Source organism: Cryobacterium glaciale, assembly GCF_004402535.1.
Lineage (GTDB): Bacteria > Actinomycetota > Actinomycetes > Actinomycetales > Microbacteriaceae > Cryobacterium > Cryobacterium glaciale.
In genome coordinates this window covers 182,276-204,429 of record NZ_SOEY01000019.1, presented here as the reverse complement: position 1 = coordinate 204,429, position 22,154 = coordinate 182,276, and the positions used below count along the sequence as shown (strand labels likewise).

Here is a 22,154-nt window from a genome sequence, read left to right as displayed (position 1 = left end):
GGCGAATGTTGCAAGATTGTGCTGATTTCGTGACAAACCGATTGCAAGATCAATGTTTTGACCTCTTTTAGGTGTTTCTACCACCGATATGTGCAACTATCGACCAACTCGCAACGCAGCGAGTCTTGACCGTGTGCGTGCCCAGAATGCTAGGAGAACCATGATGAAGTCCAAGCCGCTGCCCGCCGATCCCATGATCCGCCAACTCATCCGCCAGGCGCAGAACGCCCAGATGGGCCGTCGCACTCTCCTGGCCGGTGCCGGTGCCGGTGCCACTGCGCTCGCTCTCGCCGCGTGCTCCTCCGGTGCCGCGGTCAAACCCACTGCCGCCGCCGATACGTCAGCGACGGATAAAATCATTCGTTGGGACAACTGGGCGCTCTACGTCGACGTCGACGACGCCGGCAACTACCCCACCCTTGACGCGTTCAAGGCGCAGACCGGCATCTCGGTCAAGTACACCGAAGCCGTCGACGACAACAACTCGTACTACGGCAAGGTGAAAGACCAGCTCGCCCTCGGCCAGGACATCGGCGCCGACGCCGTGTGCCTGACCGACTGGATGGTCAGTCGTATGATTCGGTTCGGCTACACCCAGGAACTCGACCACGCTAACATCCCCAACCTCGCCAACCTTCTGCCCTCCTTGCAGGACGTCGACTTCGACCCGGGTCGCGCCATGAGCGTGCCGTGGCAGGGCGGGTTCGCCGGCCTGGCCTGGAACAAGGAAAAGTATCCGCAGGGTCTGACCTCCGTCGAAGACCTGTGGGCGCCGGAACTGAAGGGTCGTGTGGGGGTGCTCTCCGAAATGCGTGACACGATGGGCCTGATCATGCTCGACCAGGGCGTCGACATCTCCGGCACCTGGGGCGAAGAGGAATTCACCGCTGCCATCGACGAGTTCAAGAAGCAGGTCTCCGACGGCCAGATCCGCAACATCAAGGGCAACTCCTACAAGGAAGACCTCGCCAACGAGGACACCCTCGCCGCGATCGTCTGGTCCGGCGATATCGTGCAGCTGAACGCCGAAAACGGGGACAAGTGGGGGTTCGTCGTTCCCGAAAAGGGCGGCACGCTCTGGAACGACAACTTCGTGGTGCCGATCGGTTCGCCCGGCAAGAAGAACGTTGAAGAGCTCATCAACTACTACTACGACCCGGCCGTCGCCGCGGAGGTCGCCGCGTACGTCAACTACATCACCCCCGTTGTCGGCGCCAAGGAAGCCATGCTGGCCATCGACCCGACCCTGGCCGAAGATCCCCTGATCTTTCCAGACGAGGCCACCCTTGCCAACGCCTACGTCTTCCGTGGCCTCGACGGCACCGAGGAACAGACCTTTAACGCGCAGTTCCAGGCGATCCTGCTGGGCGCAGCCTGATGGCCGTCGGTGCGTTCGCCGATCGCGGCGCTGACCTGGAACTGGTCGGCATCGAGAAACGTTTCCCCGGGTTCACCGCCATCGAAAATCTCAACCTCACCATTCCGGCCGGGTCGTTCTTCGCCCTGCTCGGCCCCTCTGGTTGCGGCAAGACGACCACGCTGCGGCTCGTTGCCGGGCTGGAAGAACCCACGAGCGGTCGCATCCTCATCGGGGGAACGGATGTGACGACTCAGAAATCCTTCCAGCGCCCGGTCAACACCGTGTTCCAGAGCTATGCTCTCTTTCCCCACATGACCGTGCTGGAAAACGTGGCATTCGGGCTGCGTCGACGCAAGATCGCCGACCCGGTGGCCAAGGCCCACGAGGCGCTGCTGCTGGTAGAGCTCGATCACCTCGCGCACCGCAAACCACAGCAGCTCTCCGGCGGCCAGCAGCAGCGGGTCGCGCTGGCCCGCGCCATCGTCAACCGGCCGGCGCTGCTCCTGCTCGACGAGCCGCTCGGGGCACTTGACCTCAAACTCCGACGTCAAATGCAGCTCGAGTTGAAGACCATCCAGGACGAGGTCGGCCTCACCTTTCTGCACGTGACCCACGACCAGGAGGAGGCCATGACCATGGCCGACACCATCGCTGTCATGAACAAGGGTCGCATCGAGCAGATGGGTGAACCGCAGCAACTCTACGAACTGCCCAGGACCGCGTTCGTCGCGAATTTCCTCGGCCAGTCCAACCTGTTCACCGGGCCGGTCGTCTCCACGACGAGCACCGCCATCGCCGTCGACGTCTCCGGACAGAAGATCGTGGTGCCGCTGGAGCGCGCGCACCGGCTGTCGGGCGAGGTCACGATCGGGGTGCGTCCCGAAAAACTCACCCTGCACGCCGCAGCGCCGACCCACGATGCCGGGCGCAACGTGATGGGCCCGGGCAAAGTCATCGACGTGTCGTTCAGCGGGGTCAGCACGCAATACCTCGTGGCCGTGCCCGGAGTGGGAACCCTGGTCGTGTTCGCCCAGAACATGGCCTTCGGCCCGGCCGCGCATGTCGGTGCTGAAGTTTGGCTCAGCTGGAACGTCGACCACGGCTTCGGTCTCGACGACGATCCAGCTGATGCCCCGCGGTTCGAGGCGGACCTGGACACCAAGACCATCGCACAGCAGCGACGGTCGTCGCTGCTCACGGAGCTCGAGGAGGCGTAACTGTGGCCTTCGCCGCATTCTCGTCCCAGGCCGCGCCGTCGACCGATCCAGTCGCTCGGCGCCGCAGTCCGGTTGCGTTGTTCCTGCTGTTGCCGGGCATCCTCTATCTGGTGCTGTTCTTTCTCACCCCGCTCGTGTCGCTGCTTCTGACGTCGTTTCAGGCACCGCGGGAATTCGGCGACATCGGCCAGTTCGATTACGCTTTTCGCTGGCAGAACTACGTCGAGGTCGTCACGACCTACTGGCCGCACATCGCGCGATCGTTCGGCTATGCGCTTGCCGCAACGTTTTTCGCGCTGCTGATCAGCTACCCGCTGGCCTATTTCATCGGGGTGAAGGCCCGCAGGTGGCCGCTGTTGCAGAGCCTCATGCTCGTGCTCGTGATCGCGCCCTTCTTCATCAGCTTCCTGCTGCGCACCCTGGCCTGGAAGCAGCTGTTCTCGGACGAGTCCTTCGTCGTCCAGTCGCTGAAGGCGCTGTCGCTGCTCGGGCCGGAAGCCCACGTGACCGGAACGGCTTTCTCGGTGATTTTCGGCCTGACCTACAACTTCATCCCGTTCATGACGCTGCCCCTGTACACGACCCTGGAGCGGCTCGACCTGCGCTACCTCGAAGCCGGCAATGATCTCTATGCGAGCCCGTTCCACGTGTTCCGCAAGGTCACGATTCCGCTGTCGATGCCCGGCATCGTGGCGGGAACCCTGCTCACCTTCATCCCGGCCGCTGGCGACTACATCAACGCCAGCCGGGACTTCCTCGGAGGTACCGGCACCCAGATGATGGGTAACGTCATCGAGGCCAACTTTCTGGTCCTGCAAAACTTTCCCGCCGCCGCGGCCCTGTCGATCATCCTGATGACCGTGATCCTCGTGATCGTGAGTATCTACGTCAAACGATCCGGAACGGAGGACCTGCTGTGAAACTCTCCCTCGGCAAATGGTTGCTGCCCGTCTACAGCGGCCTCGCCCTGCTGTTCCTCATGATCCCCATCGGCTACACCTTCGTCTACTCCTTCAACGACTCCCTCAAATCGAACATCACCTGGCAGGGCTTTACCTTCGACAAGTGGCTGAACGTGTGCAACGTGCAAAACGGAGCCGTCTGCCAGGCCTTCGGCAACAGCCTGTTCATCGGAGCCGTCGCCACGGTCGCGGCGACCACCCTCGGCACCATGATCGCGATCGCCATCGTGCGCTATCGGTTCAAATTTCGCTCGCAGACCAGCCTGCTCCTGTTCCTGCCGATGGCCACCCCAGAGGTCGTGCTCGGGGCCGGCCTCGCGGCCCAGTTCCTGTCGGTGGGCGTGCCAAAGGACATGCTGACGATCATCCTCGCGCACACCATGTTTTGCATCAGCTTCGTCGTGGTCACGGTCAAGGCACGCGTCGCGAGCCTCGACCCGGCGCTGGAAGAGGCCGGTCGGGACCTCTACGGTTCGGCGGCGCAGGTGTTCGCTCGGATCACGTTCCCGCTGCTGCTGCCCGGCATTCTGGCGGCCGCGCTACTGTCGTTCGCGTTGTCGTTCGATGACTTCATCATCACCAACTTCAACTCCGGCGCGGTGTCGACGTTTCCGAAATACATCTACATTTCGGCGGCGCGCGGCATTCCGGCGGAAGCGAACGTTCTCGCCTCGATGGTGTTTATCATCGCGATCATCGTGGTCGTGACGGTGCAGGTATCAGGAGCGGCCAAGGCGCGGCGTCTGGCCAAGCTCAGCTGACCGTTTCGGCCCCGTGAGAACCTTCGATCTGCTGATCAACCCGGCAGCCGGCCAGCCCTCAGCCGCCGGTCGGGGCATCGAGGTTGCCCGGCACCTGCGTGAGGCCGGAGCGGCCGTGACTGTGACCCACACCCGGAGTGCCGAGCACGGCTGCCAGGTTGCCACCGCGGCTGCCACGCGCGGCAGCGTCGTCGTCGCGGTCGGCGGCGACGGCACGGTCGGATCTGTGGCCGGCTCGATCCTGGCGGCGAGGGGAATCCTCGGCCTGGTTCCGGTGGGCCGGGGCAACGATTTTGCACGACAGCTCGGTATTCCTAACGATGCGGCGTCGGTGGCCGCTCTGCTCCTGACCGGGCCGGTGCGTTCCATCGATGTGATCGACGTTGACGGTCAGATCGTGGTGGGGAGTCTCTACGCCGGCATTGACTCGCTGACCTCGAAACTCGTCAATCGGTTCCACCAACTGCCGGTCGGGCTGCAATATCCGGTCGCAGCCGTCTGGGCGATCGCCACTCACCGTTCGACCGACTATCGCATCGTGGTCGACGGCGTGAGCCGGAGTATCAGCGCGCACACCGTGATCGTGGCGAATTCGGGCTATTACGGCTCGGGCATGCACGTGGCGCCCTCGGCCCGGTTGGACGACGGCCTGCTTGACATCGTCGTCTTCGCGGCGGCCGGCCGCTCGCGACTACTCAAAGCGTTGCGCATGATCTACAGCGGCACGCACCTGCTGCTGCCCGAAGTCACCGTGCAGACCGGGCGGGTGGTGACGATCGACTCGACCGGGCCGGTCGATGCCTACGCCGACGGCGACCGCGTCGGACCTCTTCCGGTCGGTGCACGGGTGAGGCCGGGCGCGCTCTCCGTGATCGCGCCGCCCGCACTCACCGACTAGACGTAGCTCGCGCGAATCTCGCCGACTGGCTGGCCACCGCCGGTGACAGTGAGGCCGAGCTCGGGCAGTACCTCGGCGACATCCGTTCGCGCGATAGCACCCGCGTCGGCCAGTAGGCTCAGTGCGACTGCCGCGGCGGCGCGCAGGTTGCCGTCGAGGATTTTCAGCGCCACGGTCGTGCCATTCTCGGCGGCGGCGACCATGATGCCCTCCGCACCGCCCTTCATGAACAGACCGAGGCGGTCGATCACGATGCTGTCCGAGTGGCCGGGGCCGGCCACGACCCACCCATTGGCGCGCACCGCTTCAGCGAGAAAACCGGCCTCGCGGTAGATCGCAAACGGTGAGTTGGACTTGCTCGTGGCGATGCGCGCTATGCCGCGGGCGAGCCCGGTGAGGGAGATCGCGTGCACCGGAGCGCCGCACCCATCGATTCCTGAAGCCACCGGTCGTTCGCCCGTGAAACGTTCGAGCACGTCGAGGATGCGTTTCTGCAGCGGATGCGCCGGCTCCAGATAACCCGCCAGCGCCCAGCCGTTCTGCTGGCACGCCACGAGCATCGCCGCGTGCTTGCCCGAGCACTCCATGTAGACCGGTGCCTTGCCGGCACCGAGACGCACCAGAGTGTCGCGGGCGGCCGAGTCGATCGGCCAGGCCGCCGGGCAGGCGAGGGCCGTCTCTGGCACTCCGGCGCGGGAGAGGAGCCCGCGAACGAGATCGATGTGGGCTGCCGTGCCGCTGTGGCTCGCGGTGGCGATGGCAGCATCCGCTCCCCGCAGGGCCACGCCGCTCGCCATGACCGCAACGGCCTGGAATGGTTTCATGGCCGAGCGCGGAAAGACCGGACTGGTCACGTCGCCGAGAGAGCGCAACACCTCACCGTTGGTACCGAGCACGATCGCCGAACCGGCGTGGCGGGACTCGACAAAGCCGCTGCGCTCAATGACGGCGAGCTCGACGGAATCGTCGACCGTGAACGTTTCCGTCACGGCGTCAGTGCGACGACGTAGTGAGCGCGGCCATGGCGTCGTCGATCACCGAGAGGGCGTCGACGATGAGCGCATCGGACAGCGCGAGGCTCGGCAGGAAGCGCAGCACATTGCCGGAGGTTCCGGCGGTGAGCAGCAACACGCCGTGCTGGCCGGCGTAGGTCGAAATGGCGCTCACCGCGGCGGCGTTGGGCGCCTTCTCGCCGTCGCCGGTACCCGGCTGCACGAGCTCGATCGCCATCATGGCGCCGTGGCCGCGAATCTCGCCGATGATGTTGTACTTGTTCTTGAGCGCGGTCAGGCCGGCAGTGAGCGACCGCTCGATGCGCTGCGCCTCGCCGAGCAGGTCGTTCGCCTCGATCGCCTCGAAGACGGCGATCGCAGCGGCGCACGAAACCGGGTTGCCACCGAAGGTGCCGCCGAGGCCGCCGGGCTGGGAGGCATCCATGATTTCGGCGCGGCCGGTGACGGCGGCGAGCGGAAAGCCGCCGGCAATGCCCTTGGCGCTGAGCACGAGGTCGGGGATCCAACCGAAGTGCTCGCTCGCGAAGTACTTGCCCGAGCGGGCCATGCCGCTCTGAATCTCATCGGCGATCATGACGACGCCGTTCGCGGTGCACCATTCCTGCAGGGCGGGCAGGTAGCCATCCGCTGGCACCATGAAACCGCCCTCACCCTGGATGGGCTCGACGACGAGACAGGCCAGATCGGATGCCCCGACCACCTTGTCGAGGTAGGCGATGGTGCGGGCGGCGGCCTCTACACCGGTCAGGCCATCGTGGTACGGGTAGGAGCTCGGGGCGTGATAGACGTCGCTCGCGAGGGGACCGTAGCCGGTGGCATAGGGCATGGCCTTGTAGTTCATAGCCATGGTCAGCACGGTTCGGCCGTGGTAGGCGTGGTCAAGTACTGCGACGGCGCGACGTCCGGTGTACTTGCGGGCGATCTTCACGCCGTTCTCGACGGCTTCGGCACCGGAGTTGATGAGTACGCTCTTCTTCGGGAAATCACCAGGGGTGTGTTCGGCGAGCAGCTCGGCAACGCGCACGTATTCTTCGTAAGGGGTGACGGTGAACAGGGTGTGGATGAAGTCCCGGGACTGTTCGATGGCCGCGGCAACAACGCTGGTCTCAGTGTGGCCGACCGTGGTCACGCCGATTCCGGCACCGAGGTCGATGAACTGGTTGCCGTCAACATCGACGAGGATCGCCCCGTTGGCCTTGGCAATGTAGACCGGAAGCATGGAGCTGACGCCGTCGGAGACGACGGCTCGGCGCCGCTCCTGCAACGCCGCCGAGATCGGACCGGGAATCGCGGTCACGATCTTTCGTTCTTGCGCGACGGAGTACGTGGTCGTGGCGGCAGCGGTGGCAGAGTTTGTGAGGGTGTCAGTCATGATGCATCCACTTTACCGATCCCATTCCCCACGACGCTGGTTGTGCTGTCAGAATTGACGGACGAGACAGCGATTTTCGAGGGGGAACCATGATCGGCGAGCACAATTACGCGGTACGGGTGGACTGGACGGGCAATCAGGGCACCGGAACGAGCAGCTACCGTGCCTACGGGCGGCAGCACACGATCACTCCGCTCGGCAAGGGTGCCGAGGACAAGGCCGTCATCAAGGGCTCGAGCGACCCGACCTTTCACGGCAATGCCGAACGGTGGAACCCGGAGGAGCTGCTGCTCGCCGCGCTCAGCCAATGCCACATGCTGGCCTACCTGCATGTGGCCGTGCGGAACGGTGTGACGGTCGTGGCCTACACCGATTCCGCAATCGGCATGTTGCGGCAGCTTCCGGCCGGCGGAGGCAGTTTCGCATCCGCTACCCTGCGCCCCCGCGTGACCATCACCGACCCGACCCAGGTGGAATTCGCGCAGTCGCTGCACGCGGAGGCGGCCCGCGAATGCTTCATCGCAGCGTCGATGAACTTTCCGGTCGGGCACGAGCCGGTCACCACCGTCTGATCACTTCGCGCCGCGCCGCGGCGTGAGTTTGAGGCGCATCGCAACGCCGAGCCGTGAGTGTGAGGCAATTCTGGAGTGGAAATGGCCCGAAACTCACGGGTCGGCGCCCGAAACTCACGGCTCGGCACGGGTGATCGAAATTACGCATGGCGCGGTAGTGCGGTTTGCATAGTAGTGTGGGGTCCGTTAGAGGCGTGTGTGAGCGCCCTGACCGACCGAAGGGGATGCCATGGATACCACCCAGTTACTCAAGGGGGTGCTCGACATGGCCGTTCTGGCCGTGATCGTCGATGACGACGGTTACGGCTATGACATCGTGCGCCGGTTGCGCGCTGCCGGGCTCGATGAGGTGGGAGATGCCTCGGTCTACGGCACCCTGCGGCGGCTGTACAGCGCGGGAGCATTGTCGAGCTACGTCGTGCCGTCGGATGGCGGGCCGCACCGCAAGTACTACGGAATGAACCCGCATGGCCGCGCCATGCTCGCCGAACAGCGCGCGAACTGGACCCACTTTGCCGACACCCTCACCCAGCTGCTCGATAATCCGCAGCGCACACCCACGATCGGGGCCAACTCATGAGCGACACAGCCACCCAGTCCATTCACGACTTCGCGCTGGCCGTTCGGGGCGCCCTGAGCGATCTGCCGGACGACGAGATCGACGACCTCACCGATGGGCTCGAAGCAGACCTGACGGAGCAGGCGGCCGACGTCGAGGCCGTCGACTCGGCCGCGCCTGGCTTCGAGCTCGGTGATCCGGTCGCCTACGCCGAGGAGCTGCGCAGCGCGGCCGGGCTTCCTGTACGAAGAACGAGCCCCACGGTTCGATTGCCGTGGCTGCGCCGGCTGCGCACTCGGGTTGGTGCGGTGCGGGCGGGCGCGGCCCGGCGCATCCGCTCGAGTGCGGCGGGTGCTGCGGTGCTCGACTTTCTGCTCGTGCTGCGCCCGCTGTGGTGGGTGCTGCGCGGCTGGGTGGTCTATGCGGTCGCGGAGGTCTTTGTGGGCGGCGCGATCAGCACCATGCCGACCAACCCCGTGCGCGCTCTCGCGCTCGCGGCCTTCGTGGTTCTGAGCGTGCAATGGGGGCGCGGCCGGTGGCTGCCCTGGCGCTGGCTGCCCGGCTTTCGCTCCGTGGTCAGCGTGTGCGCGGTCATCGTGCTGCCGCTGATGCTGATTGCCACGGCGAATCAGGCTCGTGCGCTGGCCAGTGCAAACGCCAACGGGAACGGAGACTACGACCCGTACGTCTCGCAGGGACTCATACAAAACGGCCAGGAAGTGACCAACCTATTCGCGTATGACGCGGATGGCCAGCCGCTTCGTGACGTGCAGCTGTTCGACCAGGACGGGCGCGCGCTCAACGTGGTCAATGACCCGGCCAACACAAATTACCTGGCCCCGATAAATGCGACCGACGAGCAGGACGTGGTCGTACCGAGCCTGTTGGTGCCGGGGGGAAGTGGCTGGAACGTATTCCCCTTGCGCCAGGTATCGTCAACGGACATCGACTACACGGTCGATGTTTTCGGGCAGGCCCACCAAACGGATGCCGCGCCCGCGCCGTTCCCGTTCGCCCAGGTGCAGCCGCTGGTGCAGGCACCCGAAGCGGGGGGAGCCGTCGCCCACGCCGTCGCCCACGCCGGTACCGGAGCCGACAGCATCCGCCGCACCGGTAGCCGAACAATGACGGCCGGCGTGTTCGCGGTCATCAGCCCGTCGGCCATCGACCTGCCGCCGACCCACTCCGTCGACATCACGGACTGGGTCGGGGCCGGCGACGCCGAGGACTAGGACCTGGCTACGCGGGGTAGGCGGAGACGAGAGCGGTGAGGGCCTCTTCGAGCACCGTCGCTGCGTCGTCGATGAGCTCGTCGGAGATCACGACACTGGGCATGATGCGCAGCACGGAATCCCAGCTGCCGGCATCCAGCGCAATGACGCCGTTTGTGGTGGCGTGCTTGATCACGGCGGTGAGGGCTTCTGGGTAGGGCTTTTTGGTGCCGGGGTGCACGAGCTCGACACCGAACATCGCGCCCTTGCCGCGCACTTCGCCGACGATGGAGAACTTCTCGGCCCAGTCACCGATACGCGCCCAGAGCGCGGCCTCCACCCGCTTAGCCTCGCCGAGCAGGTCATCCCGCTCGATCAGGTTGAACACCGCGAGGGCGGCAGCGGTCGAGACCGGGTTGCCGCCGAAGGTGCCGCCGATGCCGCCGGGCTGCACGGAATCCATGATGTCGGCGCGGCCGGTGACGGCGGCCAGCGGGAATCCACCGGCGATGCCCTTGGCCGTGGTGACGAGGTCGGGCACGACGTCGTGGTGCTCGATCGAGTACCAGAGCCCGGTGCGGGCAATGCCGGCCTGAATTTCATCGGCAACGAACACGATGCCGTTCTCGGTGCAGAATTCGCGGATGCGCTTGAAGTAGCCGGGCGCGGGAATGACGATGCCGCCGTCGCCCTGGATCGGCTCGACGAAGAACGCCGCGACCTCGGTCGCGCCGATGTGCGTGTTGATGTAATCGATGGTCTTCTCGGCCGCTTCCAGCCCGCTCAGGCCGTCGCGGAACGGGTAGCTCGTCGGCACGCTGTAGATCTCACCGGGAAACGGGCCCATTCCGGCGCGCTCCGGCCAGGGCCGGTAGGTCATCGTCATGGTTAGGTTCGTGCGACCGTGGAAGGCGTGGTCGAGGGCCACAATGGCGCGGCGCCCGGTGAATTTGCGGGCGATCTTCACCGCGTTCTCTACCGCTTCAGCGCCGGTATTGACGAGTACCGAGTGCTTCTCGAAGTCACCGGGGGTGATCTCGGCGAGCTTCTCGGCCACCGCGACGTAGTTCTCGTAGGGCGTGACCGTAAACAGGGTGTGGGTCAGTTTCGCCGCCTGAGCGGATGCCGCGGCCGCGACATCCGGATGCGCGTGACCGATCGTGGTCACCCCGATACCGCAGCCGAGGTCGATGATCTGGTTGCCGTCGACGTCGACCAGGATCGCGCCGGCACCGTGGTCCATGTATATGTTGGCGAGGGTTCCGGCGCCGCGGGCAACCGTCTTCTCACGCCTGGCCTGCAGTTCAACCGACTTGGGGCCGGGAAGAGCCGTTACGAGCTTGCGTTTCTGGGGCACCGAATACGTTGCAGTCATTGCTCCAGCCTAGGACGGTCGGCTGGATCCGCCGACCGCACCAGGCGCAGCCACTACAGACGTTCGCGCGGAAAGACCCGCTGGGCGAGACGGTTCAGAGTGCCGACCGGTGGGGATTCGTTGTAGGCGTTGGCCAACTCCTGGCCGGACAGCTGGTGGATGGCCGCCATGATCTCATCCGTTGCCTGGCGGCGGGCCTTGCCGGAGGTGGCCGGGCCGTGATGGCCGAGGTCGAGCGGCTCACCGAAAGTGACAGTGACCTTGCGGATGCGCGGCACTTTGGTGCCGACGGGCTGAATTTCCTGGGTGCCGATTAAACCGACCGGCACGACGACCGCGCCCGTGGTGAGGGCGAGCCAAGCGACGCCCGTGCGGCCCTTATAGAGGCGGCCGTCGAGGGAGCGGGTGCCCTCCGGGTAGATCGCGAACGCGCCCTCGGTCTCGAGCACGGCCCGGCCGGCGTCGAGTGCGACCTGAGCGGCCTGGCCGGCTCCGCGTTCTACTCCGATAGCGCCGATCGCGGTGAAGAACGTGCGCGATACCCAACCGGTGAAACCGGTTCCGGTGAAATAGGTCGACTTCGCCAGAAACTGCACCCGCCGGGTCGCGACGAGCGGAATAACGATGCTGTCGATGAACGAGAGATGGTTGCTGGCCAGAATCACCCGGCCGGTGGCCGGAATGTTCTCACGATTCAGAATGCGCGGGCGAAACACGACGCGGGCAACGGGCGCCATGATGCCATAGCCGAGAAAATAGACGAATCCCGGACGCTTCACCCGTTCCGGTTCGCCCACCAGATCCGTAGAAACGTCGCGAGGGACGGCTGTGGAATCGCTGTCGCTGATGTCGGTTGCGTCGTCGTCTTTGGGTTCTGCTTTGGCACCAGTCACCCGTTGACACTACGCCACGCGCGCCCTGCACCTAGCATGGAGGGGTGCAGAGCGTAATCATCCTCGGGTCTACGGGCTCGATCGGAACCCAGGCCCTCGACGTCATTCGCGCCAACCCCGAACGGTTCGAGGTGGTCGGTCTCGCGGCCGGCAGCAACCGTGAACTCCTCGATGCGCAGGCCCTCGACTTTCAGGTCGAGCACACCGCTTTAGGAGCGGCTGCTGCCGAGCAGCTCGTGCGGGACGTCGACGCCGACGTCGTACTGAACGGCATCACCGGTTCGGTCGGTCTCGGGCCGACGCTCGCCGCGTTGAAGGCCGGTCGTACCCTGGCGCTGGCTAATAAGGAATCGCTCATTGTCGGCGGTGACCTGGTGAAATCGCTTGCAGCTCCCGGGCAGATTGTGCCCGTCGATTCCGAACACTCCGCCATCGCGCAGGCATTGCTGGCCGGAACCCCGCACGAGGTGCGTCGACTCGTGCTGACGGCATCCGGTGGGCCGTTTCGTGGGTTCACCCGGGAGCAGCTGGCCCGGGTCACCCCAGCGCAGGCCCTCGCGCACCCCACCTGGAATATGGGACTCGTGGTGACCACCAACTCGGCGACTCTCGTCAACAAGGGCCTGGAGATCATCGAGGCGCACCTGCTGTTCGACGTGGAATACGACCGCATCGACGCCGTCGTGCACCCGCAGTCCGTGGTGCACTCGATGGTCGAATTCGTTGACGGATCGACGATCGCGCAGGCAAGCCCCCCGGACATGCGACTGCCGATCTCCCTTGGACTGGACTGGCCGAATCGGGTCGCCGCTGTCGGCACACCGATCGACTGGACCGTGCCGCACAGCTGGACCTTTGAACCACTCGACGACACGGCTTTCCCGGCGGTTGAACTGGCCAAGAAGGTCGGTCGCAAGGGCGGCACCTATCCAGCGGTGTTCAACGCGGCCAATGAGCAGGCCGTTGCTGCTTTTCACGCCGGACGCATCGGTTTTCTGGACATCGTCGACACCGTGCTGCGCGTGGTCGAATCCCACGAACAGGGCCCAGAGCTAACCAGGGAGTCGCTCGCCGACGCCGAACGGTGGGCGCGTGCCGCCGCCGACAAGCTCATCTCGGCAAACTAACGAACTAGTTGACCCACGTACTGGTTGACCCCGCGCACTAGTTGCACTCGCCCGCCTTGACCTTGTCCGTGTCCGCCAGGCAGTCTTCCCTGGCTTTTTTGGCGTCTTCCGCAGCGTCTTTCGCGGCTTCCCTGGCCTCTTCCGCATCCTTCTGGGCCCGCTCGGCATTCTTCTCGGCGTCTTCGTCGTTCTGCTTTTCGGCGAGGGCTGCTGCCGCTGCGGCTGCCTGCGCTGCGGCTTCGGCGGCAACGACGGCGGCATCGATTTCAACGCTCAAGTCGCCCCGAACCAGGTTGATCGCGGACTGAATCGCTGCTGATCGTTCGGCGCTGACCTGGCCGGAAGCCGCAGCCGTGCGCAGATTCGACTGCATGGCCGTGAGCAGCGACTGAGCGCTCGCGAAGTCCCCGGCGGCTGCAGCCTCACTGATCTCCAGGATCTCACCCTGCAGACTCTCGGCGGTACCCGCCTGCAGGTCGACGGGGTCTGCCGTGCAGCCGGCCAAGGGCAGAAGGAACCCGACGGCGACGGCCGCGATCAGGGTCAGACGATGGCGTCGAATCACGGGTTCACGCTTTCTTGCAGCTCTTGAAGGTGGGTGCCGAGCGTGCCGTCGACGGCCGGATAGCTCGGTGGCACCACGGTGTTGTCGGCGGTGTTCTTGGCGGGGTTCAGAAGGAGCAGGGCGGCGACGGCGAGAGCGATCACGGTGATCCCGGTGGCGAGTAAGACCGGCACGCGCCGGCTCCCGGCGTGGCGCGGCTTGACCGGGACCGCGGTGCTGGCAGCAGGAGCGGTGGCGGGAGCATCCGCTTTCAGAATCTCGGTCGGAGCGGCATCGGCCGCCGCCGCCAGCAGCACAGTCGGCGCAGGGGTCACATCTGGCATCAGCAGCGTGGGCGCCAGGTCCGGCAGCAGAAGGGTGGGCGCGGTGGCGGTGCCGCTCTCGGTGCCGCTCTCCGTGCCGCTCTCCGTGGCGAGAGCGCGCAGCAGCAGGGATGCCTCGGCCGCGGTGGGCCGGTCGGCGGCATCGCGGGCGGTCATGGCTGCGAGTAACTCGGACCAGTCCCGGCCGAGGGCGCTCGGAATCTCCGGCTGCCGCTGCAGACGGGCCATCGCGGACTCCACAGCGGTTCCCGGATACGCCCGCAGTCCGGTGAGGCACTCGAGCAGGACCAGGCCGAGGGAGTAGACATCCGTGGGTGCACCGATAGCGGCGCCGAGGGCCTGCTCGGGGCTGAGATAACTCGCGGTGCCCAGCAGCGACCCGGTCGCGGTGAGTCGGGTTTCATCGAGGAGCCGGGCAATGCCGAAGTCGGCGAGCTTGGCGTGCATGCCGCGGCCGGGAAAACCGGACGGCGCCAACAGCACGTTGGCCGGTTTGACGTCCCGGTGGATGATGCCGCGCTCGTGCACATAGTGCAGCGCTTCGGCGAGGTCGGCGCCCATGCCGGCCACGTCGACGCTGGACACCGGGCCGTCGCTGATGCGGGTACGCAGGTCGGGGCCGTCGACGAGTTCCATCACGATGAAGGTGCGCGGGACGCCCTCGACGGTCGTGGTGCCGGCGTCGAACAGGGTGACCAGGGCGAAATGGTTCAGGCTCGCGAGCAGGGCGATCTCGCCGCTCTGGCGTTCGGGCTCGGATGCGCCACCATCGGCCCGAAAGAGTTTGACAGCCACGGTGCGGCCGAGCGCGGTGTCGGTCGCCCGATAAACGGATGCCATCCCGCCGGTGCCGATCAGGCTAGCGATCAAAAAGCGGTCGGCGAGCAGGCTGCCGACCGGGCCAAGCGGTGGTGGTACCGGCAGCTGCTGCGTGGGAACAGGTTCGTGGGACAAGGGGACCTCCTGGTGCGTCCGCCCTCTAGCAAACCACATGCATCCCCTCTTCGGGAGGTCGGCTGCACGGCCAGCCGGTTTGCAGCTTGGTGCGGTTACTCTACGACAGTGGAAACCGTACTGCTGTTCATTCTGGGTGTCGCGATTGTCGTCGTGGGTCTTGCCGTGTCCATCGGCCTGCATGAAATCGGCCATCTGCTGCCCGCGAAGCTGTTCGGTGTTAAAGTAACGCAGTACATGATCGGCTTCGGACCAACGCTCTGGTCGCGCACCAGGGGCGAGACGGAGTACGGCGTCAAGGCGCTGCCCCTCGGTGGTTATATCGCCATGATCGGCATGTTCCCTCCCTCGAAGAAGGGCGGAGCTCCGCGCAGCACCACGACCGGATTCTTCGATCAGATGGTGCAGGAGGGCGCGCCGGAGAAGAAGGCGAGCGCCCTGTCGACCCTGGTCGACGACGCCCGCCAAGCGAGCGCCGAGACCATCGGTGACGGCGAAGACCACCGCGCGTTCTACCAGCTTCCCGTCTACAAGCGCGTGATCATCATGCTCGGCGGGCCGACCATGAACCTGCTCATCGCGATCGTGATGTTCGCAGTTCTGCTGATGGGATTCGGCACCCCGCAGATCAGCACGACCATCGGCAGCGTGAGTGAGTGCGTGCTGCCGGCATCGAGCGACCGGCAAACCTGTGAGGCCACCGATGAAGCGTCGCCGGGTGCCGCCGCCGGATTGCAGCCTGGTGACCGCCTGGTCAGCATCGGCGGAATCGCCATCACCAGCTGGGAGCAGTCGACCGACGTCATCCGTTCAGCCCCCGGCCGCACCCTCGCCGTTGTTGTCGAACGTGACGGCGCTGACGTGGATCTTGCGCTCACCCCCAAACTCACCGAACGCTACGTCTACACCGCCGCGGAGAAGATCGAAACGGATGCCTCCGGCGCTCTGCTGACCGAAGAGGTCGGTTTCGTCGGCATCGGCGCGGCGAGCGAACTCGTACCGCAGCCGGCTGCCGCGGTACTGCCCGCAGTCGGCGATAACATCAGCAGTGTCGCGCACATGATCCTCAACCTGCCCGACCGGCTCGTGGCCGTCGCGAAGGCCGCCTTCGGCCCGGGGGAGCGCGATCTGAACGGTCCGATCAGTGTGGTCGGTGTCGGCCGGGTTGCGGGTGAGATCGCGAGCATCGACACGATCCCGGTGGCGTCCAAGGTGGCGAGCATGTTCCAGCTGCTCGGATCACTCAATATCGCCCTGTTCGTGTTCAACCTGGTTCCCCTGCTGCCCCTCGACGGCGGCCACGTCGCCGGGGCGCTGTGGGAGGGCATCCGTCGCTTCTTCGCGAAGCTGTTCAAGCGACCCGACCCTGGACCGGTCGATATGGCCAAGCTGATGCCGCTCACGCTGGCGGTCGTGATTCTGCTCGGTGGGATGAGCCTGCTGCTCATCTACGCCGACATCGTCAAGCCGATCAACCTCTTCGGCTGATCAGTCCGGGTGTCACCAAATCGACACCTCGGATAGCTGCGGCGAGGTCGCTGGGCGACAACACTGGTGTTGTCGATCGAAAGGACCCCCATGTTGACCACGGTATTGAATTCGGGCCTACTGACCGCGCTCGCGGCACGACCCGGCCCTGACGACTATGACCACGGCGGAATGATGGGCAACGGTTTCGGATTCGGCTGGTGGTTCCTGCTGATTCCGCTGTTCTGGATCATCGTAATCGCCGCATTGTTCGCCATCTTCGGTCGCCGGTGGCGTCGAAGTATGGGGGAGGGCTGGCACCCGGGCTGGCAGGGCCAAACGGATGCCCGCAGCGCCGAGAAGACCCTCGCCGAACGCTTCGCCCAGGGCGACATCGATGAGGTGGAATACCGCGCCCGGCTGGAAGTGCTGCGAGCCAACCGCCCGGATACCCCGGCCCCGCCCGCCTAGCCGGAGACTGCTGCTACCGGGACAGGAGCAGCGCCTCGCCCTGACCGCCGCCGCCGCACAGTGCGACGGCGGCCTTGCCGGTGCCGCGCCGAGCCAGTTCGAGCGCGGCATGCAGGGCCACGCGCCCGCCGCTTGACCCGATCGGGTGACCGATCGCGATGCCCCCGCCGTGAATATTCACGACGTCGGCGGAAACCCCGAGCACCTTCGACGACTGGGCCACGACCGAGGCGAACGCCTCGTTGATCTCGATCAGGTCGAGGTCGGCCGCAGTCCACCCCTGCCTGGTGAGGGCGTGCAGGATGGCATTGGCCGGCTGGGAGTGCAGGGAGTTGTCGGGGCCGGCGACCTGGCCGCTCGCCTCGATCACGGCGAGCCAGGGCAGGCCGTGCTTCTCGGCCCAGGCGCGGCTGGTGACGACGACCGCGCTCGCGCCGTCGCTCAAGGGGGCGGCGTTGCCGGCGGTGATGCTTCCCGCCGGGTCGAAGGCCGGGCGCAGCCGGCCGAGCGTCTCGGTCGTGCTCTCGGCGCGGACGCCCTCATCGGTGCTGATCAGGCGGGGCTCGCCCTTGCGCTGCGGCACACTGATCGGGGTGATCTCGTCGCTGAACAGGTCGCTCGCGGCTGCGGCGGCGGCCCGCTGGTGCGAGGCAGCGGCGATCTCGTCCTGCTCGAGCCGGGTCTGGCCGAGCTCCGCGTTGGCACGCTCGGTGGAGAGACCCATCGAGAGGCCGTCGAACGCATCGGTGAGGCCGTCGTGGGCGGCGTGGTCGAGGGCGGAGACCGTTCCGTAGGCCCAGCCCTGGCGGGAGCCCGGCAGCAGGTGGGGAGCGCGCGACATGGATTCCTGGCCACCGGCCACCACCACGTCCGCCTCGCCGAGCCGCACCAGACGGGCGGCATCGATGACCGCCGCCAGGCCAGAGAGACACACCTTGTTGAGCGTTACGGCCGGCACATTCCACGGGATGCCGGCAGCCACGCTGGACTGCCGGGCCGGGTTTTGCCCGCAGCCGGCTTGCAGGACCTGCCCCATGAGCACGAAATCGACCTGCTCCGGAGCCACTCCGGCGCGCGCTAGAGCGCCGGCAATGGCGGCGGCGCCGAGGTCAACGGCGGTGAGGGACGAGAGTTGCCCGTTCACGCGACCCTGCGGGGTGCGTGATCCGGCCAGGATTACGACGTCGTTTTCGGTCATCGGGACTCCTTTGTCAATGAGGTGAGGTATTCAGCATATTGGCCACGTCTGGGTATCGGTTTACGCCTGACCCTTGACACTAGCGTCGATCGCCCCTAGATTCCTGATACCTGAACCACCTGTCATGTTTGGGTCGTTTTCTTGGTAGTCCCTCCCCGGCACCTCCTGGCACCACCCCAAATCAACAGCAAGCAACTAAAAAGAACAGAGGCTAATTTCATGCGGGTAACGAAGATGTTCCTGGCCCCGGCGTTCATCGCCGTCGCCGCCCTCACCCTGGTCGGATGCGCACCCACGGCAACGACCGGCGGCACAGCAGTCACCGATTCCACCGACAAGGCCGCCGTGCAGGTAGGCATGATCACCTCCGTGACCGGCCCGCTCGCCGCCTATGGCGCCGCGTACACCGCCGGCTTCGAGGCCGGCCTCGACTACGCGACCGACGGCACCGGCACGGTCGATGGCCGAGAGCTCGACATCACCTGGAAGGATGACCAGGGCAACCCGGATACCGCCGTCTCGGTCGCCAAGGACCTGATCGGACAGGGCTACCAGATTCTGGCCGGTACCGTCGCCTCTGGCATCGCCGTCACCCTGGCCGAGCAGGCCGCGCAGAACAAGATCCTGTACATCTCCGGCCCGGCCGCGGCCGACGCCATCACCGGCATCAACGACTACACCTTCCGTTCCGGACGTCAGACCTACGAAGATGTCGCGACCGCCGGAACCTTCATCGGCGACCCGAGCGGCAAGAAGATCGTAGTCTTCGCCCAGGACAACGCCTTCGGTCAAGGCAACCTCGCCGGTGTCCAGGCCGTGCTCGGTGCCAAGAGCGCAACCGTCGACGGCGTACTCGTCGCCGAAGACGCGACCGAGTTCACGCCGTTCGCTCAGCAGCTATTGGACGCCTCACCCGACCTCATCTTCGTCGCATGGGCCGGTGCCAGCACCGGCGCTATGTGGACCGCACTGCAGCAGCAGGGCGTCTTCGACGCTGTTCCCGTGGTCACCGGACTCGGTGACGTCTCGACCTACGGTGCCTACGGCGAGGCGAGCAGCAAGATCAGCTTCCTGTCGCACTACTTCGCGTCGGCCACCGACAACGAGCAGAGCAAGGCCATGATCAGCTACCTCGAGGCCAACGAAGCGCAGGCCGACCTGTTCTCGCCCGACGGCTTCGTCGCCGCGCAGCTGCTCGTGCAGGCCGTGCGTGAAGGCGGCGGCGACAACGTCGACGACATGATCGCTTCGCTCGAGGGCTACACCTTCGACTCGGTCAAGGGGTCGCTCACCATTCGCGCCGAAGACCACGCCGTGCTGCAGCCGATGTTCCAGGCGACGCTCAAGGAAGGCACCGATGGCACGTGGTCGCCGGAACTGATCGAGACCGTTGACGCGAAGACCGTCGCCCCGCCGGTCACCGCCGCAAAGTAACCCGATGTCGCACCAGCCCGTGCTCAGCATGGCTGTGCTCACCTTAGAGCGTGTCGGACTGCAGATCGGCGGTGCCCGCATCCTCAACGATGTGTCGCTGTCGATCCCGCGGGGCGAGATGCTCGGTGTGATCGGCCCCAACGGGGCCGGTAAGACAACCCTGTTTAATCTGATTTCCGGCGTGATGTTCGCCACGGAAGGTGTGGTGCGGCAAAACGGCCGCGACATGACCCGGGAACCGATCCATGTCAGGGCACGGGCCGGTCTCGGCCGCACCTTTCAGACTTCGAGCCTGTTCAACGGGCTCAGCGCTACCGAGAACGTGCGTCTGGCCGCGCAGGCCAAGGCCGGCGGCGGCAGCCTCGTCACCCGGTTTCCCCGGGTAACGGATGCCGCCACCCGGCTGGCCACTGCCCAACTCGACGAGGTCGGCCTCGCCGACCACGCGCAGAGCCTGGCCGGCGGCCTCTCGCACGGCGACAAGCGCAAGCTGGAAATCGCGATGCTGCTGGCCATGGATCCGAGCGTCATCCTGCTCGACGAGCCGATGGCCGGCGTGGGCTCGGGCGATATCCCCGGCCTGATGGAAGTCATTCGCGGCCTGCACCACGGTGGCTGCACCGTGCTCATGGTCGAACACCACATGGAGGTCGTACTCGGTCTGGTCGACCGCGTTGCGGTCATGCACCACGGCGAGCTGCTCGCCTGCGACACCCCCGATGCCGTGATGAAAAATCCCACGGTGCAATCCGCCTACCTCGGAGACCCGGTATGAGCACCAACTCGAGCACCACCAACATCCTCACCGTGCGAAATCTGTACGGCCGTATCGAGGGGCAACAGGTTGTCGAAGACGTCTCGTTCGACGTGCCAGACACCGGAGTCACCGCACTGCTCGGCCGCAACGGCGTCGGCAAGACCAGCACGATCAAGTCGATCCTCGGCCTGATCGACCGCAGCGGCGAAGTCACTCTGGGCGGACGCCGGGTCGACCGGCTGCCGACCCACAAGGTCGTGCAGCTCGGCGTCGGCTACGTGCCGGAAGACCGTGAGGTTTTCGGCAAGCTCACCGTCGCCGAGAACCTGAAACTGGCTGAACGCTCCGCGCACCCCAACCGGGCCCTGGTCGAGGAACTCTTCCCCGACCTGGTGCAGCGCCAGGCCCAGCTGGCCGGCACGCTCTCCGGCGGACAGCAGCAGATGGTGTCTGTTGCCCGCGCCCTGCTGAACCAGAACCGGCTGCTGCTGGTCGACGAACCCACCAAGGGACTTTCGCCGAAGATCGTCGGCGAGGTCGCCCAGGCGTTGCTCGCCGCCGCGAAAACGGTGCCGATCCTGCTGGTGGAACAGAACCTGCAGGTCATCCGGCAGCTCGCCGACCGGGTGGTCGTGCTGTCCGGTGGTCGCGTCGTCTTCACCGGTGAGGCCACGGAACTGCTCGACGACCCCGAACGCATCCAGCGCTACCTGGGCGTACACAGCGGCTCGGAGCGAAGCAGTGCCGGACAGACGGATGCGACGGTGCGGGCATGAGTACCATCGTTCTGCTGCTCATCACCGGCCTCGGCCTCGGCGCCCTGTACTTTCTGGTCGCCTCCGGCCTCTCCCTCATCTATGGCCTCATGGGCGTGCTCAACTTCGCACACGGATCATTCCTGACCATCGGCGCCTTCATCGGCTGGGAGGTCGCCCGCCGCCTGAGCGACGGATCCTGGTGGGCGCTTGCCGCCGCCATGCTGACCGGAGCCGTCGTCGGTGCGCTCGTCGCCGCAGCGACCGAGTTCTTTCTGATCCGTCGGCTGTACAACCGGCACATCGAACAGGTACTCGTGACCGTCGGCCTCGCACTCGCCTCCGTTGCCCTGTTCGAAGGAATCTGGGGCACCGACCCGACCTATGTCACGAGCCCGTCCTGGCTCGGGCAGACCACCGAGATTCTCGGTGCTCGCATTCCGAACAACCGGTTCATGCTCATTGTCGTGGCGGTGCTCGTGCTCGCGGCGATCGTACTGTTCCTCAAGTTCACCCGGTATGGCCTGATCATTCGGGCCGGCGTCGAGAATCGGCTCATGGTCACCGCGCTCGGCATCGACGTGCGCCGCGCCTTCACCCTGGTCTTCGCGATCGGCGGCGCCGCCGCCGGCCTCGGCGGGGTGCTCGCGTCGATCTATTACGGCTACGTCTCGGCGCACATCGGTGGATCCCTGCTGATCTTCGCCTTCATCGTGACCGTCATCGGAGGTTTGGGGTCCCTTGCGGGGGCGGCCATCGCATCCGTTCTCGTGGCGGTGCTGCAGCAGTTCGCGAACTTCTATCTCGGCGGCACCGGCGACCTCGCCGTGGTGCTCGCCCTCGCCGCGGTGCTGCTGCTGCGCCCGCGCGGACTGTTGGGAGCAAAAGCATGAGATCGATCTGGGCCCGA

22 protein-coding genes are annotated in these 22,154 nt (G+C 65.8%); 15 read left to right on the top strand and 7 right to left on the bottom strand.

The window, feature by feature from the left end; translation table 11 throughout:
• Positions 1–163: 163 nt before the first annotated feature.
• The 5 genes from E3O06_RS10205 to E3O06_RS10185 are packed head-to-tail and all read left to right on the top strand — an operon-like array spanning position 164 to position 5,198.
• The gene (locus E3O06_RS10205) at positions 164–1,378 is read left to right on the top strand and encodes an ABC transporter substrate-binding protein (RefSeq protein WP_134503364.1); all 1,215 of its coding nucleotides are present in this window, start codon (positions 164–166) and stop codon (positions 1,376–1,378) included.
• Complete coding sequence (locus E3O06_RS10200; protein ID WP_134503272.1) at positions 1,378–2,577, top strand: ABC transporter ATP-binding protein; 1,200 nt, start codon at positions 1,378–1,380, stop codon at positions 2,575–2,577. Before E3O06_RS10205 ends, E3O06_RS10200 begins: the two co-directional genes overlap by 1 nt.
• Before the next feature lie 2 nt (positions 2,578–2,579).
• The gene (locus E3O06_RS10195) at positions 2,580–3,497 is read left to right on the top strand and encodes an ABC transporter permease (protein WP_134503271.1); all 918 of its coding nucleotides are present in this window, start codon (positions 2,580–2,582) and stop codon (positions 3,495–3,497) included.
• Positions 3,494–4,300, top strand: a complete 807-nt coding sequence (locus E3O06_RS10190) for an ABC transporter permease (RefSeq protein ID WP_174843221.1) — start codon at positions 3,494–3,496, stop codon at positions 4,298–4,300. Before E3O06_RS10195 ends, E3O06_RS10190 begins: the two co-directional genes overlap by 4 nt.
• A gap of 13 nt (positions 4,301–4,313) precedes the next feature.
• On the top strand, positions 4,314–5,198 hold the full coding sequence (locus E3O06_RS10185) for a diacylglycerol/lipid kinase family protein (RefSeq protein WP_198415807.1): 885 nt from the start codon (positions 4,314–4,316) through the stop codon (positions 5,196–5,198).
• Here the strand turns inward: E3O06_RS10185 and E3O06_RS10180 are convergent.
• Together E3O06_RS10180 and gabT are read right to left on the bottom strand one after the other, a co-directional pair.
• Positions 5,195–6,187: an asparaginase gene (locus E3O06_RS10180; RefSeq protein WP_134503270.1), complete on the bottom strand. Its 993-nt coding sequence runs from the start codon at positions 6,185–6,187 to the stop codon at positions 5,195–5,197. The two genes, E3O06_RS10185 and E3O06_RS10180, sit on opposite strands and share 4 nt — an antisense overlap.
• A 4-nt stretch (positions 6,188–6,191) precedes the next feature.
• A complete protein-coding gene (gabT, locus tag E3O06_RS10175) occupies positions 6,192–7,583 on the bottom strand; it encodes a 4-aminobutyrate--2-oxoglutarate transaminase (RefSeq protein WP_134503269.1) in 1,392 nt (463 codons plus the stop codon).
• Positions 7,584–7,672: 89 nt separating this feature from the next.
• On the opposite strand from gabT, the gene E3O06_RS10170 reads away from it, so the two are divergent.
• The 3 genes from E3O06_RS10170 (at position 7,673) to E3O06_RS10160 (ending at position 9,946) form a co-directional block, all read left to right on the top strand.
• The gene (locus E3O06_RS10170; RefSeq protein ID WP_134503268.1) at positions 7,673–8,155 is read left to right on the top strand and encodes an OsmC family protein; all 483 of its coding nucleotides are present in this window, start codon (positions 7,673–7,675) and stop codon (positions 8,153–8,155) included.
• A 229-nt stretch (positions 8,156–8,384) separates the two neighbouring features.
• Complete coding sequence (locus E3O06_RS10165; protein WP_134503267.1) at positions 8,385–8,735, top strand: PadR family transcriptional regulator; 351 nt, start codon at positions 8,385–8,387, stop codon at positions 8,733–8,735.
• Positions 8,732–9,946, top strand: a complete 1,215-nt coding sequence (locus E3O06_RS10160) for a hypothetical protein (RefSeq protein WP_134503266.1) — start codon at positions 8,732–8,734, stop codon at positions 9,944–9,946. Before E3O06_RS10165 ends, E3O06_RS10160 begins: the two co-directional genes overlap by 4 nt.
• A gap of 7 nt (positions 9,947–9,953) precedes the next feature.
• Here E3O06_RS10160 and E3O06_RS10155 read toward each other — a convergent pair whose 3' ends face one another.
• The gene (locus tag E3O06_RS10155) at positions 9,954–11,300 is read right to left on the bottom strand and encodes an aminotransferase class III-fold pyridoxal phosphate-dependent enzyme (RefSeq protein ID WP_134503265.1); all 1,347 of its coding nucleotides are present in this window, start codon (positions 11,298–11,300) and stop codon (positions 9,954–9,956) included.
• A gap of 53 nt (positions 11,301–11,353) precedes the next feature.
• Positions 11,354–12,037: a lysophospholipid acyltransferase family protein gene (locus E3O06_RS10150; RefSeq protein ID WP_134503361.1), complete on the bottom strand. Its 684-nt coding sequence runs from the start codon at positions 12,035–12,037 to the stop codon at positions 11,354–11,356.
• Between the two features lie 200 nt (positions 12,038–12,237).
• Between E3O06_RS10150 and dxr the strand changes: the two genes are divergently transcribed.
• Complete coding sequence (gene dxr / locus E3O06_RS10145) at positions 12,238–13,320, top strand: 1-deoxy-D-xylulose-5-phosphate reductoisomerase (protein ID WP_134503264.1); 1,083 nt, start codon at positions 12,238–12,240, stop codon at positions 13,318–13,320.
• A gap of 37 nt (positions 13,321–13,357) precedes the next feature.
• On the opposite strand, the gene E3O06_RS10140 is transcribed toward dxr, so the two are convergent.
• Positions 13,358–13,885: a hypothetical protein gene (locus tag E3O06_RS10140; protein WP_134503263.1), complete on the bottom strand. Its 528-nt coding sequence runs from the start codon at positions 13,883–13,885 to the stop codon at positions 13,358–13,360.
• Positions 13,882–15,162, bottom strand: coding sequence for a serine/threonine-protein kinase (locus E3O06_RS10135; RefSeq protein ID WP_241980059.1), 1,281 nt, complete (start codon positions 15,160–15,162; stop codon positions 13,882–13,884). Before E3O06_RS10135 ends, E3O06_RS10140 begins: the two co-directional genes overlap by 4 nt.
• Before the next feature lie 108 nt (positions 15,163–15,270).
• Between E3O06_RS10135 and E3O06_RS10130 the strand changes: the two genes are divergently transcribed.
• Together E3O06_RS10130 and E3O06_RS10125 are read left to right on the top strand one after the other, a co-directional pair.
• Positions 15,271–16,650: a M50 family metallopeptidase gene (locus tag E3O06_RS10130; RefSeq protein ID WP_134503261.1), complete on the top strand. Its 1,380-nt coding sequence runs from the start codon at positions 15,271–15,273 to the stop codon at positions 16,648–16,650.
• Between the two features lie 90 nt (positions 16,651–16,740).
• Positions 16,741–17,100, top strand: a complete 360-nt coding sequence (locus tag E3O06_RS10125; protein ID WP_241980057.1) for an SHOCT domain-containing protein — start codon at positions 16,741–16,743, stop codon at positions 17,098–17,100.
• Between the two features lie 13 nt (positions 17,101–17,113).
• Here the strand turns inward: E3O06_RS10125 and E3O06_RS10120 are convergent, their stop codons facing one another.
• On the bottom strand, positions 17,114–18,298 hold the full coding sequence (locus tag E3O06_RS10120) for an acetyl-CoA C-acetyltransferase (RefSeq protein ID WP_134503260.1): 1,185 nt from the start codon (positions 18,296–18,298) through the stop codon (positions 17,114–17,116).
• A gap of 219 nt (positions 18,299–18,517) precedes the next feature.
• On the opposite strand from E3O06_RS10120, the gene E3O06_RS10115 reads away from it, so the two are divergent.
• Genes E3O06_RS10115 through E3O06_RS10100 form a run of 4 tightly spaced genes read left to right on the top strand, consistent with a single transcriptional unit; the run spans position 18,518 to position 22,137 of the window.
• Complete coding sequence (locus E3O06_RS10115; RefSeq protein WP_134503259.1) at positions 18,518–19,732, top strand: substrate-binding domain-containing protein; 1,215 nt, start codon at positions 18,518–18,520, stop codon at positions 19,730–19,732.
• 4 nt (positions 19,733–19,736) lie between these two features.
• Entirely contained in the window at positions 19,737–20,507 is a 771-nt protein-coding gene (locus E3O06_RS10110; RefSeq protein WP_134503258.1) for an ABC transporter ATP-binding protein, read from the top strand.
• Positions 20,504–21,265: an ABC transporter ATP-binding protein gene (locus E3O06_RS10105; protein ID WP_134503257.1), complete on the top strand. Its 762-nt coding sequence runs from the start codon at positions 20,504–20,506 to the stop codon at positions 21,263–21,265. The genes E3O06_RS10110 and E3O06_RS10105 overlap by 4 nt, the downstream gene beginning before the upstream one ends.
• A complete protein-coding gene (locus E3O06_RS10100) occupies positions 21,262–22,137 on the top strand; it encodes a branched-chain amino acid ABC transporter permease (RefSeq protein WP_134503256.1) in 876 nt (291 codons plus the stop codon). Before E3O06_RS10105 ends, E3O06_RS10100 begins: the two co-directional genes overlap by 4 nt.
• Positions 22,138–22,154 lie beyond the last annotated feature (17 nt).

Excerpts from the sequence above, each read along its gene's own strand:
- E3O06_RS10105 (WP_134503257.1), top strand. The coding sequence starts at position 20,504 with ATGAGCACCAACTCGAGCACCACCAACATCCTCACCGTGCGAAATCTG.
- E3O06_RS10150 (WP_134503361.1), bottom strand. The coding sequence starts at position 12,037 with ATGGCGCCCGTTGCCCGCGTCGTGTTTCGCCCGCGCATTCTGAATCGT.
- E3O06_RS10110 (WP_134503258.1), top strand. The coding sequence starts at position 19,737 with ATGTCGCACCAGCCCGTGCTCAGCATGGCTGTGCTCACCTTAGAGCGT.
- E3O06_RS10115 (WP_134503259.1), top strand. The coding sequence starts at position 18,518 with ATGCGGGTAACGAAGATGTTCCTGGCCCCGGCGTTCATCGCCGTCGCC.
- E3O06_RS10170 (WP_134503268.1), top strand. The coding sequence starts at position 7,673 with ATGATCGGCGAGCACAATTACGCGGTACGGGTGGACTGGACGGGCAAT.
- E3O06_RS10120 (WP_134503260.1), bottom strand. The coding sequence starts at position 18,298 with ATGACCGAAAACGACGTCGTAATCCTGGCCGGATCACGCACCCCGCAG.
- E3O06_RS10200 (WP_134503272.1), top strand. The coding sequence starts at position 1,378 with ATGGCCGTCGGTGCGTTCGCCGATCGCGGCGCTGACCTGGAACTGGTC.
- E3O06_RS10160 (WP_134503266.1), top strand. The coding sequence starts at position 8,732 with ATGAGCGACACAGCCACCCAGTCCATTCACGACTTCGCGCTGGCCGTT.
- E3O06_RS10165 (WP_134503267.1), top strand. The coding sequence starts at position 8,385 with ATGGATACCACCCAGTTACTCAAGGGGGTGCTCGACATGGCCGTTCTG.
- E3O06_RS10155 (WP_134503265.1), bottom strand. The coding sequence starts at position 11,300 with ATGACTGCAACGTATTCGGTGCCCCAGAAACGCAAGCTCGTAACGGCT.
- E3O06_RS10205 (WP_134503364.1), top strand. The coding sequence starts at position 164 with ATGAAGTCCAAGCCGCTGCCCGCCGATCCCATGATCCGCCAACTCATC.
- E3O06_RS10125 (WP_241980057.1), top strand. The coding sequence starts at position 16,741 with ATGTTGACCACGGTATTGAATTCGGGCCTACTGACCGCGCTCGCGGCA.
- E3O06_RS10100 (WP_134503256.1), top strand. The coding sequence starts at position 21,262 with ATGAGTACCATCGTTCTGCTGCTCATCACCGGCCTCGGCCTCGGCGCC.
- gabT (WP_134503269.1), bottom strand. The coding sequence starts at position 7,583 with ATGACTGACACCCTCACAAACTCTGCCACCGCTGCCGCCACGACCACG.